The sequence below is a fragment of the Paenibacillus oenotherae genome, from assembly GCF_019443105.1.
Lineage (GTDB): Bacteria > Bacillota > Bacilli > Paenibacillales > Paenibacillaceae > Paenibacillus_Z > Paenibacillus_Z oenotherae.
The window spans coordinates 501,024-515,082 of record NZ_JAHZIJ010000001.1 but is presented as its reverse complement, the minus strand read 5'-3'; the positions used below and the strand labels follow the sequence as shown (position 1 = coordinate 515,082).

Here is a 14,059-nt window from a genome sequence, read left to right as displayed (position 1 = left end):
ATGATTCAATGCGAGGGTCTTGTCAAAATTTATAAATCAGACGATCTCGAGGTCGTTGCGCTGCAAGGATTGAACCTGCATGTCCGTGTAGGCGAGATGATGGCGATTATCGGGAATAGCGGCAGCGGCAAATCGACACTGCTGAATATTCTGGGAGGGCTTGATCGGCCCTCCGCTGGCCAAGTGCGGGTAGGCCCCTGGGATCTGCTGAAGATTACCGATGACCAGCTTGTCGAGTATAAGCGGGATACGGTAGGGTTTATATGGCAGAATAATGCCCGCAACCTGCTTCCTTATCTGACTGCCCTGGAGAATGTGGAGATGCCGATGATGCTCTCCTCCAGGCTGGATCGGGCGTATGCGAAGCAGCTGCTGGAATGGGTAGGTCTGAAGGAGCGGATGCACAACAAGCTGCATCAGCTGTCCGGCGGTGAGCAGCAGCGTGTTGCAATTGCGATCTCGCTGTCTAATCGCCCCAAGCTGCTGCTTGCAGATGAACCGACAGGATCAGTTGATACTCGAACCTCAGATCTGATCATGGACATTTTCCGCAAGCTTAATAAGGAGATTGGGATAACGATCGTTATCGTTACGCATGATCTTTCGCTTGCCGGGAAGGTGGACCGGGTCGTTGCGATCCGTGACGGCTTGACGAGTACAGAGTTTATTAAGCGCAATCCGAATTTGGATGCTGAGGGCGGGATCAGTCTCGATCCGGGCGTACAGGATGCGCATGAAGAGTATGTCGTTGTTGACCGGGTAGGCCGTCTGCAAATTCCAAAAGCATATTTAACTGCTTTGCAAATTACAGATAAAGCATCAATGGAATTCGATGGCGAGCGAATTATTATTTCGACGCCCAAATCATTGGAGGGGTAATCGGCTATGGAGTCTAAATCACACTTAACCAAGAATTACATTTTTCGTAAATCTACAGCTATTGTGCTCGTTCTAATTTTAATGACATCCCTGCTTGCAGCATGCAGCAAGGGGGATAGCGGCAGCGACTCTGACAACCGGGTTCTGCGTGTCGGATTCTTGTATTCCAGTGCTGACAATGAGCAGTATTTGCGTCAGCAATATACGGACTCATTCGAATTGTTGAACCCTGATATCGAGATCCAAATTGTCAGTGCGATGAACTATGATGATCAGCGCTACGAAGAGTATGATCCCAAGAAGAAGCAGCCGGATCCGTATGAGAGCCTTAAAGAGCTGCTCACAGGCAAAAACCCGGTAGACGTGCTCATGATTGACCTTGGGAACATGAAGCGTCTTGTGAAGGATAACATGCTCAAGCAGCTAGAGCCGTATATTCAGGACAGCGAGTTCGATATTCAGGATATCGTGCCGACAGTGCTTGAGGGCATCAAGGATGCGGGCGAGGGCAGCCTGTACGGTCTGGCGCCTACGTTCAGCTCATCTGCTTTGTTCTATAACAAGGCTGTATTCACTGAAGCAGGCGTGCCGTTCCCGACGGATGGCATGGAGTGGAATGAGCTGTTCACGCTTGCCAAGCGTGTAACGAAAGGCGAGGGCAAGGAGCGCAAGTTCGGATTGACCTTCAGCCGGTATGGCGGAGATCCGTACTATGACACACAGAACTATGCAGCTCCGCTGCGCCTCAAGGTGTGGGATGACAAGGGCGAGAAAATGACAGTGGACACTGCACAATGGGCAAAGGTATGGAAGGATGTACTTCCACTGTACAAGGAGAAAATTATTCCGGGCCAGCAAGATATGAATATAGACGATGGCGCAATGATGGAAAAGCGTGCCTTTAATCCTTTCCAAGGCGATATGTTCCTTAGCGGCCGTGTTGCGATGACAATTGGCGGCTACGATTACATCACAGAGCTGAGCAGAGCGAAAAGCGCAGCCGAGAAAAACAAAAACATTACACCAGTGGATTGGGATGTTGTAACGGTACCTACGTTCCCTGAGGAGCCAAATGTAGGCGGCAATATCTACATGAACAACCTGATGACGATTAATGCCAAAGCCGCTAATAGCGATGATGCTTGGAAATTTATCGAATTCAATAACAGCAAAGAGTGGGCGAAGCTGAAATCCCGCAGCACCTACGAGATGGTGTCGCGTATTTCGTTCTTGAAGCCTAAAGACGGCGCGGATTACAACATCAAAGCCTTCTACACGTTGAAGCCAGTTCCGCCATCTGATACGGACAATGAGAGACTGTATCGTGATAAGCCGAACATCTGGGATGTTAACCAGTATGGCTCGCAGCTTTTCATGGAAGTGATCGATGGCAAGAAATCGGTTGAGGAAGCGCTCAAGGAATGGCAGACGAAAGGCGATGCGCTGCTGCAAAAAATGAAAGAGGATCCGCAAGCCTCGATCCACACGCTTAATGGTGGTGGAGTTGCAGGCGAAATATACAAATAATGAAGGTTTGATACAGATCCGCGCCTGGAAACAGGCTGCGGATCTGTTTTTTTGTTTGAAGGATTATGCTTGAATTGGATGGTCTTGGGGTAACCTAAGCAAAACAATGATGGAGGGATTCGTCATGCGATGGGTCTACTGGGTACGGTTGTACGAGACTAAATTTCAAGCAGGCTGTCTTGTCAGAAGAATGGAAAATGATTGGTGGGTATATGGATATGATTGTCCACAGGAGATAGAAGTCTTTCAATCGCGGAGGGGGCGGTTTGGCGTTCGTTATGTACCCTGAAAAAAATCTTGACTTCTGACTGCTATATATAGTATATTAATTCTTGTCGCCATTCAATGACAGTAGTGAAATGGTAATGTCGCGGGGTGGAGCAGCCCGGTAGCTCGTCGGGCTCATAACCCGAAGGCCGCAGGTTCAAATCCTGCCCCCGCAACCAACCTCTAATGGTTAATCATTAGGGCCCTTAGCTCAGTTGGTTAGAGCGGTCGGCTCATAACCGATTGGTCGGGGGTTCGAGTCCCTCAGGGCCCACCATTCTATTACGTCATCACATGCCGGGGTGGCGGAACTGGCAGACGCACAGGACTTAAAATCCTGCGGTGGGTGACCACCGTACGGGTTCGATTCCCGTCCTCGGCACCATCGTTTTTATGGCTTGCAGCCAAAGCTTAAACTTACATACTAAGCATCACACATAAAGCCTTCCTTTCAGATGCTGAGATCATTCTCAGATGATGAGATGGAGGCTTTTGTAGTCTTCATTATAGCTGGAGGTACAAATGACGAATATATTCAAGAATGACTGGGCGCCCATCTTGGATCAAGAGATGGCACAGCCCTATTACAGGGACATGCGGCAGAGGCTGGCTAATGAGTATCGAACGACTACGATATATCCGAGTATGCATGATATCTTTAATGCACTGCATTATACCTCCTATGAGGGCACGAGAGTTGTCATATTGGGACAGGACCCTTATCATGGGGCAGGACAAGCGCATGGTCTGAGCTTCTCTGTACAGCCCGGTGTGAAGGTGCCGCCTTCCCTGCAAAATATATATAAGGAGCTTCGCGACGATCTGGGATGTCCGATCCCTGATCACGGCTATCTGGTATCGTGGGCCAAGCAAGGCGTCCTGCTTCTGAATAACGTTCTGACAGTACAGGCTGGTCAGCCTGCTTCGCATCAAGGAATGGGGTGGGAGCAGTTCACGGATGCTGTTGTAGCTTCATTAAACAACCGCAAGCAGCCAGTGGCGTTCATTCTCTGGGGCAAGCATGCACAGGAGAAAGCGGCATCGATAGATACGAATCGGCATTATATCCTTGCATCACCGCATCCAAGCCCTTTTGCTGCACATCGGGGTTTCTTCGGCAGCCGTCCCTTTTCCAAGGTCAATGCCTTCCTGAACAGTATTGGCTGCCCGGAGATCGACTGGTGCGTGCCCCCTCTTGCAGAGCTGGAGTCAGCGGCAGACAAAGAATAGTAGATGTTACAAAAGAGCAGTCCTCCATCATGAAGTGTGAATTTCGGCTGGCTTACAGGCCGCGTTCATCATTCATGGGGAGGACTGCTCTTTTTTTCTAGCGGGAGCTATTCATGATTGACTGCTGCGCTGCCGTCAGAGCTTGCTGTGTCATTCATTGAACTGCCGGCCTCATTCAGGACCGGCTTGTAGCTTTTTGCAATAAACGTAACAATCTTCACTTCAGTCAGCACTTGCGGGTACATCATATCTTTCTGGGGATAGATAGGTTCTATGTTCAGAGTGGCCTGATCTCCTTCAAAGGTAATGGACGAAATGCGCATCCCATATCCTGGACTAGGGGCTTGGGCGGTAACAGTGACTTTGTTCACCTCTTCATTGACGGCTTCGATCGTGATAGCCGGATCATAGAGAGGGAAGGGCTGGACATCCTTGCCGGGTTCCGGTTTCAATATATTCTCCTTTACAAAACGCATCGCATCATGGAGCCAGCCAGCGCCTTCGCCCCTGGTCATAATTGCTTGCGGATTGAAGTTTTGTTTGCTATCCAGCTGAACGATCTTGCTGATCAACAGTTTCTGTATGCTTTCCATATAAACGGGAGTAACATCAGCTTCATCATGGATTAGCATGAACAGTTCAATGAAGGCAAAATCCCCTTTTGTCATCATAGCGCGAAAGAGATGATGGGCATATTGCTCGCGGGTCAACGGAGCGGAAGGGTCAATATCCTTAGGGATATCCAGGCCGTTCAGATGAGCGATAATAAAAGCATCCGCATACCATGCATTATCTTTCACACGGGTAAAATAATCGCTGGCCAGAGGCTGCTTGATGAACTGCTTGTCATCAATGTTAATGCCCAGCCCTTTGACAATGAGCGTAATGCCTGCGGCATAGGTTAGTTTGTCCTTAGGGTTGAACTTGTCGTCCTTGCTGGATGAGACGATACCCTGCTTTTGCAATTCAGTGATTTTGGCCTCGTTGGGATCTCCTTTCGTATCCGAGTACGCCCATACGGATTGGCCGACAACAACTAGCAGCAGCATAACAATTGCACTTATCAGATAAGTCTTTCTCATAGCAATCACCTCAATTAGTAGTGTGGTTGATCATTAAAGCAGCTACTTCTAAAGACGAGTCGTTATTTCGTTATGTTGCAGCAATTCGGAATCGCGGGGCAGGCGGCTGCGGTGTTGGAGTGGTTATGAATGGGTGGTTTTTGTTACAAATTAATTACAAAAAATGATTTTGTAACTGAAATATAAGGTGTTTTGAAGGTTTGCAAGTTTCTTAAGACTTATTGACACAGGTATAAAAGTCCCTAATCATCTTCATATATTTCTGAGAAATTAATCATTTACTACCATATATGGATATTGAGTCGTGTGTTATATTGTTGCTGTATCCTAATCTACGCTGGAGTGAGGTGGTCGTCAAACGTCGAACTATTGAGAGCTTGCTATTCAGATGTGCACAAGAAAGACCAGCAAGTAGTGTGGACAATGAAAGGCAATGACTAATCCAAAATCGAAAGGAACGTGAACTAATGTTAACTAGAAAAATTAAATCTTTGATTATGTTCTCATTGGTATTGTGTATGGTGTTTGCTCCGATCTCTGCTCAGGCAGGCTCGACTACCGGTGCGACGGGAACCGCTACTCTCATATATTCTTCTGATTACTTCTATTGGACGGTATATCCTAACTTCCCATCAGGATATTCAGGCTCAACGAACGGATTTGGAACAATTAATATCTACAAAATCGTAGGCGGTACTGAGGTGCATGATCGATTGATTAATATCGGACATGTCAATCCAGGCACGACTGATTACGTTACGGGATCCCGTCCATGCGGTCTTGCTCCGGGAACTTACAAAGCTTATATGACTGCACATGTAACGACAAACTTCTCGCCTTTTTATACAGTTTCGCTCCCTATTCCTTCAGAAACCTTTACGATTACCTCTTCCACGTCAACGCCTTGTTATAATGGTTTCTAGAATAAAAGGCTTTATCAAAAGAGACCTCGATCGGGTAATTTCGATCGGGGCTTCTTTTGCGTTCTAGTTGTAGATATCGACATACTACTTTAATTTTCGACAAATTGATTTCCGGTAATGTTACTTAAACACCATTTACATACATTGAATGTTTTTGTAAGATATTCACAGAGAGTCTGGCCAGTCTTTCTAATATTATTTCCGGATGGAGGAGAAATATGAAAATAAGAAAGTTAATTCTGTCAGTATTTGCTGTTTTTTCGATTTTTAGCTTCTCACAATCCGCTTTTGCATATGTAGGTATCGCAGATACTTTCTCAACGGCTATTCGTCTTAATCCTTCGCCACCATCAGCTGGCACCACTTATGCAGCTTGTATAGAATATCTCGATGAAGACTGGTTCTACACTGATGCAGCCAGCTTTTCGTTTGCTCTAAAATCACCTGCAAGTTTAAATTATGATGTGGAAGTTTTTTTCTATTCTAGCGGGAACCTTTTTAATCTTGGATACTTGACTGACGCTGGTGCTGGCGGCACTGAAGGTTTTTACAGCTACACCCTACTCCCTGGTGAGCGAATGTATTTCAGAATTTCAGGCCATACTCCCATTGATTATGGTACTGGATTTGGAAAACATTATTGGTTGTATCTACATTAACTTACCCATCTAATAATGCCAGCCCTGATCTGGATGTAAGAGAAGTGTATCATGATCATGTAGGCGCTCTAATGCTTGATCCAGTATTGTAGCTACAAGTGAATAAACTGGACGTGATTCAAGTGTGTACGCAATGATTTCCCCGTTATACAGATTCAGCATAGGGGATAAAAATAGTTTCTCGCTAGGTTTTGAGGCTGTGAAGTCCCTCTCAAGGATATTCGGTGCAAGTTCCTTTACAGGAACGGTATTTCTTCATACGAACGAAACAAGACAAGCCCTATTCACGCACGATGCTCACTTGTGTGAGCTCCTACTGTTGGGCTATGTCCCTACTGCACCCTAATTGTTGGATCATGTCTAACAATTAGGGTGCAGTTCAGTTCCGTTGGGATCTCTTTATGTTCGGGTTTGGTTCTATGGGAGAATCCGATCGAAAAAGAGCTCAGTCATTCATCCACAATGGTTATAACGGCATTGTCCATACAATCTCGGCAATCCGTACACAAGCTTGCCGGCCGTACTTTTGGCTGTGTAATTGCAGGAGTACATGATCAGGTTTTACATCAATGATCGTTCCTTCAATCGCTCCACGTGTTGTTTCAAGTAGGACACACTGGCCAATTAAGCGGCAAAGGGCAGCAACTACGTAAGGGTCAATCGATGATACCGTTTGTACCTGACTAGGATTTAACTGCGCTGGACTGGTCTGACTTGGTTGATACAAATGATTCACTCCTTAGATTAGGTTTGTTCCCATCATATGCAGTTGCCTAATTTGAGGAGTGGGCGTCAAAAAATAATCAAATAAATGATTGACTTCAGTTCATTGATTTGATATATTATTTCTTGTCACTAATTGTAGTATCCCTTGATCTGTTAGCTCAGCTGGGAGAGCACCATCTTGACAGGGTGGGGGTCAGTGGTTCGAGCCCACTACAGATCATACGTAAAAACACGTCAGATCAACGCTTGGAGCGTTGATCTGACGTGTTTTTTGTTGGTGGCGCTCCCGTTTTTCGAGGGTACAGTCAAATATTTCATCGGAGTTTGCTAGGTGATAATAGCAGACTCATAAATTTATTGAGTATAATCTTTGAAGTAATCGATGAAATACCCATCCGATTCCCAATAGTCTCCACAATCTTTGTATATGTCCTCAATATTAAGTTTAGGATCACCGCACTTTGTTAAAAGCCAGTCCTTAATATAATCGATACTTCTATTCTCATCATCCCATATGAAATCCAAGATTGCTGATTCTTTCGTAGCGTTATCAGGGACATAAATAGAGAAAGACGACTCAAAATAGCGTGATAACTCATACGCTATGTTTCGGAAATGAGCTCTGAAGTTAACTTCCAAATCATTTAGAATGAATGTGATCCATCGAGTATAATGATCAATCATACATACGTGCTCTGAGAACGTAAAACTGAGACCACACGGACCATTAAGACATACAGTTCCGCCTATACTATCGAATTCAGTCTTCCATTTCTTATTTACATCCTCGGGATTGTATGGAAGTATTTCTTCAATAAATGCTGATACAGACTTGAAGTTTCCTGAATTTAGTGCGTTGGACATTCTGCTTAAATCATTCCCGTTCAATTTATGACCAATATAGCATGTGAAATTCATCCCCATAACGTGCTTCGCCTCCTGCTGAAAATTATACATTAACTACATTAAGATTTACATATCTGTTAGCTCAGCTGGGAGAGCAACATCTTGATAGGATGGGGGTTCGCTACGATCACCATATCTTAAATGCCCTCGTTGGTTAATGAATTAGAATAAATTTTCTTCCCTAGGCAAGGATCTGTACCCTAGAACATCATGCATTCAAGGGTACAGGCTCGATCATTACTCTCAGTTATGGGTCGGAATATCGCATTTGTTCCCGATGAACCGGATTTGATTCTCGATGCGGTTTATTTGCTCTTGCTGTTCCGGGGTTGGATTGGCCGAGCCTTGCTGCACAGCCTCAAGCTCTTGCTTCAGGCTGTGCAAATCTTCAGATGCACGGGCACAATCATAGCTGCTCTCCAAATGATTCAGCATATGTGTGAAGCCTCCTTTGCGGTAATTTGATGTCACTATGCACGACAGAAGTAGTATGATCACCAGAGTTGTGATTATACGAAGGGATGCTATTGGATCCATTCCATGCATAGGATTTCAGAAAGGGCGGCAACGGAGGAGGCGGTATACATGGTGCAGGAAAGCGTATATTTGGCGGTCTGGCTACTGGGCTTATTCGGGCTCGTCGGAATTGTCTCAATCTGTGTGGCGAGACTGATTATCCATGATTCCAGAGCGTACGACGAGCATTTTGTCTGGAAGCGGAAGCTGCCGCCTGAATAGAACGCTCTAAATCATGATAGGCTCTTAATGATTCGGTGTTCGTTTGGCTTGACAGATATTGGCGCATACTAGTCCCATTGATGAAATCAAGGGGATGAAGAAGTATGAGAAAATGTGCCTTCATGCTGTTTTGCCTGGTTGTTTGCTCAGGCTGCGGATTTACGAAAGAGACCATGCGCAGGGGAGAATCTCTTCATGACAGCGTATCGGCCAGTGTCTATCCACTCAGCGGATCTGTGCAGAGAGACGTTTATGAATTAAAACGTACGGAGAGATCCTCCTCTATGCCCAAGGGCCCAGTATTGAAGGAGATGAAGGGACGCCAGGAATAGATTATACGGCAGCGGGTACTCTAAGTGGGTCTCAGTGAAGGTGCAGCAGCATGTAGAGCTGCACAGCAAGACAGCAAGCCGCTAAGCTAAAGGAGCAGATCAAGATGGATACGACAGAACAAGTGCAGTCACAGCAGAGCCGGGAGACATTCGTTGCCGTGCAGAAGAATGGTGACGGCGATCTAACAGCCTTTCAAACCTCTGCAGGACGCATTCTGGATTACAGCCAGGCGCTGCAAGAGGTGCAAGCAGGACGAATTGCCGGAGTTAACGCCTTCAAAGGCAGAGACGGTGAAACCTACATCCGTGGAGATGCGGACGGGGATCCAGCCAATAATCTCGATCAACTCCCGCGCTTCTAGCCTTATGACATGAAAAAAGCCCGCAAAGAAGCGGGCCCCGAGGCTGTCGATGCATCTGACATCGGCAGCATTTCTCTATTCATCCAATCAGAACGTATACAGCTCATGCTGCTCTACGAATCGCATCTTACCAGTAAGACCTTCATATTCGGATTTATTATCGTCATAATGCATAAGCCAGATCAGCTCCTGCAGGTGCTCAGGCAAAGAAAGCAGCTCCTCCAGCGTCGTATGAACAAGGCCGGGCGGTGTGAGCTGGCAATCATGGAAAATCGCTGTGCATCCCCGTTGGTAGAGCTGCTCCAGTAATTGGGGCTCGAACTTCATATCGGCGGAGTAGAAGAAATGGTCATTAATATAATAAGAAAAGCTGGGCTTCTTAGGAATGTGGTTCGTAAGAATGGGTTCCACTGAAAATCCCGGAATCAGCTCCTGCTTGCGGCCCGCTTCCAATAGATGAACCTCGAAATAATCATCCAGTGTCGGAAATTCCTCTGTCTTCAAGCCGCCGCTGAGCGATTCTTCCCAGAGCGTCTCAATAAGAGGAGAAGGAACGAACAGCTTCGCTTTCTTCTGATATACATATTTCATCTGGAATGCAAATTCTTCAATGCCGCCTATATGATCTGCATGGATATGACTGACTAGCAGTGCATCGATATCGCAGAATTTGTGGCCAATTTGATGTAAAGATAGAGGCGCTGTAGTGCCGCAGTCGAGCAAAATCTTATGTCCTTGTGAATAACAGATAGCATTGGTGTTGTAATAATTTTTGGCAAAAGCACTGCCGGTCCCGAGCATTTGTATGTTCAATCGGGCATCCCCCTATGTGATCCTTATTACAAATTTATCACTTCCATTCGGAAATGGAAAGAGGTTTGTTGGTAAAAGTAAACAATCGCCGTGACAGTAGCCGCTGCACATTTGTCTCTATGCTCATAGGATAGCAATGAACCGACTGAGACGATGAGGCAGGTGCTTGAAAGATGGCAAAAGGGAAAAAGGTCAAAAAAAAGAAGTCTGCATCCGATCGCAAGCAGAAAGTAACGAAGCTTGTTCTCTCAGATACCTGTGCTGTTTGTCCAACACCTTGTGCTAGAGGTTTAAGATACTTGGCATCGATGGAGCAGCCCGGAGCGATCGGGAAAGGTGTTCCATGTATCTTGACGCTCAAATATGTGTAGTCCATACAAGGCTTCCATTTCCCGGGCAAGCGCAGTATTCAACAGAATACGACATCTGAAAAAAGGTAAATTTTTTTGTCTCGCTGCGCAACTTTGGACGACTTGGAGAGTATAACCAAACATCCAAGCATACAGGATGGAGGGTTAGCAGCCATGAAGTTCAGAAAGCTTCTCATCTTGCTGCTGGTGATGTCATTATGGGGCGGTACGATGTTGTTCGCCGATGCGGCGGTACAAAAAATTCGTGTAATCGTTAACGGATCAGAGTTAGACGATGCCGGCCTATTCACCGACGGCAAAACCTATTTGTCCATACGGCAAATAGCCAATACGATGCAATCCATTGTTTCATGGGATGAGAGTTCGAAGAAAGTAACGGTATACAAACCAAATGTCCATATGTTCCTTTTCCAGGACAACACGATATTCGGCAATGTTACCAAAGGAAATCGAATTTCATTTAAAGTATTTGCTCAAATCGATAACCTTTTAACAGACATTTCTGCGGTTAAAGTTTCGATTTTTGATCCTGATGGCAAAGAAGAGCTTATTCAGTCCGAGAAGGTTTCGAACAAGAATGATAATTTCTGGTATCGAACGGACGATATCAATTATACGTTCAGCTCATCAGGCAAATATACAATTCGCTTCTATATGAAATCCAATGCATCAGATGATTGGAAGTTAATATCAGAGAAAACAATTACAGCGAAAAGCTGATCCATCACAGAAGCCCTTGCCAAGTCCGGCAAGGGCTTCTGTTTGACCGACACCATGTTCCGTGTTACGATAGCGGGGAAGTCTATATATGAATTGAAATGAGGTTATAATCGTGAGCGAACATGAACATAAGAATGATGAGAACTGTGGCGACGGATGCGGATGCGGTCATGACCACGAGCACGAAGAGCATGTGTTCCTCGTAACAGACGAGGAAGGCAAAGAGCGTGAGATGGTTATGGTCTACACGTTTGAATCTGAAGAACAGGTATATGCTGTTCTGCTTGATCGCAATGATCCAGAGGCTGACGGCGTTATCTTCCGTATTGAAGAAGAGAATGGTGAAGCGTTCCTTGTTGGAATCGAAGACGATGCTGAGTGGGATCGCGTAACGCGCATCTACGAGGAAATTGCTCAACGAGAGAATCAAGAGAACTAATCATAGCAGTACATGCGGCAAACAAAAACTCCGATACCGGAAGGTTCGGAGTTTTTGTCTGCCTTCATTTATTTGCGAGGATTATAATATATGGTTCGTCCATTAAACATCATTAGTTCTGCTTTCAGGTGCTTGGCGAAATATTTGCACAGTTCATTGGCCTTCGCCTTGTCGCCATGTGTGGCGCTGTCAGGGAGGACAACCTGGATATGAGCTGTTTCCTTCTCGCCGTCCTGCTCCGAGCCTGTACCGAATAGAATGTAGTTGTACTGAGGGCTCGTACCCTTCAAGTAGAACCAGAGATGCTCCTCGCCCGGCTTGGCCTCAAGCGTGTACGGGAATGCCGCCTCTGTATAATCCCAGCCCAGCTGTTGCCCGGTCAGAGAGGTCTGCTTGCGGTAGCGTTGAAGCTGTTCTTTCACCTCATCGAGGCTTAGTCGTTCCACAGTGGAACCTTCCACAAATTTGATGTAAGCGCTTTGACTCAATTCTCGCCCACCCCCTTCCACATCATAGCATTCCATATGAACATTGACAATAATAACCGCCAATCTCCTGAAGATAGAAGAAGCCGGAGCGGCGGCTCCGGCTTCCGATTATGAAATGGCAGTTTCTTCAACGATTACTTTAACAAACTGGATACTGCGGTCCTCCGGTCCCTTGACCGGCAATCCAACCTCTACATGATCAACGATGTAGTCAATGTTGACCTGGGAGATAACTTCTCCAGGCAGCAGAATAGGAATACCTGGCGGGTAGACATAAATAAACTCGGCAATAATCCGTCCGGCTGATTCCTTGAACGGAACGACCTCAGTCTCTGCATAGAATGCATCTCGCGGAGTGAGGGAGAGCTGCGGTATTTCAGGAATTTTGACAACGAGCTCTTGAACATCATTCAGTCTGTAATGCGATTTGGAGAGATCGCGCAGAGCTGCAAGCAGTGTTTCTACTGTATCTCTAGTATCGCCCGGCGTAATGAGGGCAAGGATATTATACATATCGCTGAGCTCGACCTCAATGTTATAATGGTCGCGCAGCCAATTTTCGGTCTCGTATCCAGTGATCCCCAAATGTCTGACGTGAATAGTTACTTTAGTGGGATCATAATCATAGGTTGCTTCGTCGCCAAGAATATCTTCCCCGAAGCAGTACAGTCCTTCAATGCTGTTAATTTCACGGCGGGCATATTGAGCAAGCTCGATCGCCTGCTGGGCGATCCGCTGTCCATTCAGCGCCAGATTGCGTCGTGACGTATCCAGGGACGCAAGTAGAATGTAAGAGGTAGACGTTGTCGTCAGCATACTGATAATCGTCTGAACGCGGAACGGGTTAATCCGTCCATTGCGAATGTTCAGGACAGAGCTTTGCGTCATGGAGCCGCCAAGCTTGTGGACACTAGTCGCAGCCATATCTGCACCGGCCTGCATAGCGGACATCGGCAGCTTCTCGTGGAAATGAATGAGCACGCCATGTGCTTCATCGACGAGAACAGGAATATCATAGCTGTGTACGAGCTCGACGATTTCTTTCAGATCAGCGCATATTCCATAGTAGGTTGGGTTAATAACGAGTACGCCCTTTGCATCTGGATGGCGTTCAAGCGCCCGCTTAACGGAGCGTGTCGTTATCCCGTGGTCAATCCCGAGATTGGCGTCGCGGGCGGGCGAAATAAAGACGGGCCGTGCACCTGCGAAAATAATGGCAGCCATGATCGATTTGTGCACATTGCGCGGTACGATGATTTTGTCGCCAGGCGCGCAGACGGTGAGAATCATGGTCATAATGGCGCCGCTTGTGCCTTGTACGGAAAAAAAGGTATAATCGGCTCCGAAAGCATCGGCAGCCAAAGTCTGGGCTTCCTTAATAACACCGGTTGGCTGATGCAAATCATCCAGCGGCGCTATATTAATCAAGTCGATAGATAATGCGTTATCTCCAATAAATTCTCGGAACGCAGGGTCGCTTCCCGCCCCTTTTTTATGTCCGGGAATATGAAATTGAACAGGATTATTATCCGCATGATTCCGCAGAGCGGAGAACAGCGGGGTCCGGGTATGATCCATTATTGTCATCCCGCCTTTC

Annotated in this window: 17 protein-coding genes, 4 tRNA genes and 1 pseudogene; 14 read left to right on the top strand and 8 right to left on the bottom strand. The window is 46.3% G+C overall.

Features of this window, described 5'->3' with window-relative positions:
* From K0T92_RS02500 to K0T92_RS02475, 6 genes are all read left to right on the top strand, one after another.
* Nucleotides 1-879, top strand: coding sequence for an ABC transporter ATP-binding protein (locus K0T92_RS02500; protein ID WP_219870826.1), 879 nt, complete (start codon nt 1-3; stop codon nt 877-879).
* A gap of 6 nt (nt 880-885) precedes the next feature.
* Complete coding sequence (locus tag K0T92_RS02495) at nt 886-2,406, top strand: ABC transporter substrate-binding protein (protein WP_219870825.1); 1,521 nt, start codon at nt 886-888, stop codon at nt 2,404-2,406.
* Between the two features lie 369 nt (nt 2,407-2,775).
* Nucleotides 2,776-2,852 (top strand) — tRNA-Met (locus K0T92_RS02490).
* Nucleotides 2,853-2,873: 21 nt separating this feature from the next.
* Nucleotides 2,874-2,950 (top strand) — tRNA-Ile (locus K0T92_RS02485).
* Between the two features lie 19 nt (nt 2,951-2,969).
* Nucleotides 2,970-3,058: transfer RNA gene (locus K0T92_RS02480), tRNA-Leu, on the top strand.
* A gap of 137 nt (nt 3,059-3,195) precedes the next feature.
* The gene (locus K0T92_RS02475) at nt 3,196-3,903 is read left to right on the top strand and encodes a uracil-DNA glycosylase (protein ID WP_219870824.1); all 708 of its coding nucleotides are present in this window, start codon (nt 3,196-3,198) and stop codon (nt 3,901-3,903) included.
* 107 nt (nt 3,904-4,010) lie between these two features.
* On the opposite strand, the gene K0T92_RS02470 is transcribed toward K0T92_RS02475, so the two are convergent.
* Nucleotides 4,011-4,985: an S-layer homology domain-containing protein gene (locus tag K0T92_RS02470; RefSeq protein WP_219870823.1), complete on the bottom strand. Its 975-nt coding sequence runs from the start codon at nt 4,983-4,985 to the stop codon at nt 4,011-4,013.
* A gap of 467 nt (nt 4,986-5,452) precedes the next feature.
* Here K0T92_RS02470 and K0T92_RS02465 point away from each other — a divergent pair, with 467 nt between their 5' ends.
* Together K0T92_RS02465 and K0T92_RS02460 are read left to right on the top strand one after the other, a co-directional pair.
* Entirely contained in the window at nt 5,453-5,908 is a 456-nt protein-coding gene (locus tag K0T92_RS02465) for a hypothetical protein (RefSeq protein WP_219870822.1), read from the top strand.
* 218 nt (nt 5,909-6,126) lie between these two features.
* Nucleotides 6,127-6,567 carry a hypothetical protein gene (locus K0T92_RS02460; protein ID WP_219870821.1) on the top strand — a complete coding sequence of 147 codons (441 nt, stop codon included), beginning with the start codon at nt 6,127-6,129 and terminating at the stop codon, nt 6,565-6,567.
* Nucleotides 6,568-6,579: 12 nt separating this feature from the next.
* Here K0T92_RS02460 and K0T92_RS24795 read toward each other — a convergent pair.
* A pseudogene (locus tag K0T92_RS24795) lies at nt 6,580-6,847 on the bottom strand (DDE-type integrase/transposase/recombinase); the annotation flags it as partial.
* A 186-nt stretch (nt 6,848-7,033) separates the two neighbouring features.
* Complete coding sequence (locus tag K0T92_RS02455) at nt 7,034-7,303, bottom strand: DUF2642 domain-containing protein (RefSeq protein WP_219870820.1); 270 nt, start codon at nt 7,301-7,303, stop codon at nt 7,034-7,036.
* Nucleotides 7,304-7,440: 137 nt separating this feature from the next.
* Between K0T92_RS02455 and K0T92_RS02450 the strand changes: the two genes are divergently transcribed.
* Nucleotides 7,441-7,513 (top strand) — tRNA-Val (locus K0T92_RS02450).
* A gap of 134 nt (nt 7,514-7,647) precedes the next feature.
* Here the strand turns inward: K0T92_RS02450 and K0T92_RS02445 are convergent.
* Nucleotides 7,648-8,217, bottom strand: a complete 570-nt coding sequence (locus tag K0T92_RS02445; RefSeq protein WP_219870819.1) for a hypothetical protein — start codon at nt 8,215-8,217, stop codon at nt 7,648-7,650.
* A 225-nt stretch (nt 8,218-8,442) separates the two neighbouring features.
* Nucleotides 8,443-8,634: a DUF2524 domain-containing protein gene (locus K0T92_RS02440; protein WP_219870818.1), complete on the bottom strand. Its 192-nt coding sequence runs from the start codon at nt 8,632-8,634 to the stop codon at nt 8,443-8,445.
* Between the two features lie 150 nt (nt 8,635-8,784).
* Between K0T92_RS02440 and K0T92_RS24790 the strand changes: the two genes are divergently transcribed.
* Together K0T92_RS24790 and K0T92_RS02430 are read left to right on the top strand one after the other, a co-directional pair.
* The gene (locus K0T92_RS24790) at nt 8,785-8,937 is read left to right on the top strand and encodes a hypothetical protein (protein WP_246627796.1); all 153 of its coding nucleotides are present in this window, start codon (nt 8,785-8,787) and stop codon (nt 8,935-8,937) included.
* 436 nt (nt 8,938-9,373) lie between these two features.
* Nucleotides 9,374-9,631, top strand: coding sequence for a DUF3892 domain-containing protein (locus K0T92_RS02430; RefSeq protein ID WP_219870816.1), 258 nt, complete (start codon nt 9,374-9,376; stop codon nt 9,629-9,631).
* Between the two features lie 87 nt (nt 9,632-9,718).
* Here K0T92_RS02430 and K0T92_RS02425 read toward each other — a convergent pair whose 3' ends face one another.
* Complete coding sequence (locus K0T92_RS02425) at nt 9,719-10,444, bottom strand: MBL fold metallo-hydrolase (protein ID WP_246627795.1); 726 nt, start codon at nt 10,442-10,444, stop codon at nt 9,719-9,721.
* Between the two features lie 173 nt (nt 10,445-10,617).
* On the opposite strand from K0T92_RS02425, the gene K0T92_RS02420 reads away from it, so the two are divergent.
* From K0T92_RS02420 to K0T92_RS02410, 3 genes are all read left to right on the top strand, one after another.
* The gene (locus tag K0T92_RS02420; RefSeq protein WP_219870815.1) at nt 10,618-10,815 is read left to right on the top strand and encodes a hypothetical protein; all 198 of its coding nucleotides are present in this window, start codon (nt 10,618-10,620) and stop codon (nt 10,813-10,815) included.
* Between the two features lie 153 nt (nt 10,816-10,968).
* Nucleotides 10,969-11,535 carry a stalk domain-containing protein gene (locus K0T92_RS02415; RefSeq protein ID WP_219870814.1) on the top strand — a complete coding sequence of 189 codons (567 nt, stop codon included), beginning with the start codon at nt 10,969-10,971 and terminating at the stop codon, nt 11,533-11,535.
* Between the two features lie 112 nt (nt 11,536-11,647).
* Nucleotides 11,648-11,974, top strand: coding sequence for a DUF1292 domain-containing protein (locus K0T92_RS02410; protein WP_219870813.1), 327 nt, complete (start codon nt 11,648-11,650; stop codon nt 11,972-11,974).
* 68 nt (nt 11,975-12,042) lie between these two features.
* Here the strand turns inward: K0T92_RS02410 and K0T92_RS02405 are convergent, their stop codons facing one another.
* Entirely contained in the window at nt 12,043-12,462 is a 420-nt protein-coding gene (locus K0T92_RS02405) for a DUF1885 family protein (protein ID WP_219870812.1), read from the bottom strand.
* Between the two features lie 108 nt (nt 12,463-12,570).
* Complete coding sequence (locus K0T92_RS02400; protein WP_219870811.1) at nt 12,571-14,040, bottom strand: aminotransferase class I/II-fold pyridoxal phosphate-dependent enzyme; 1,470 nt, start codon at nt 14,038-14,040, stop codon at nt 12,571-12,573.
* Nucleotides 14,041-14,059: the final 19 nt, after the last annotated feature.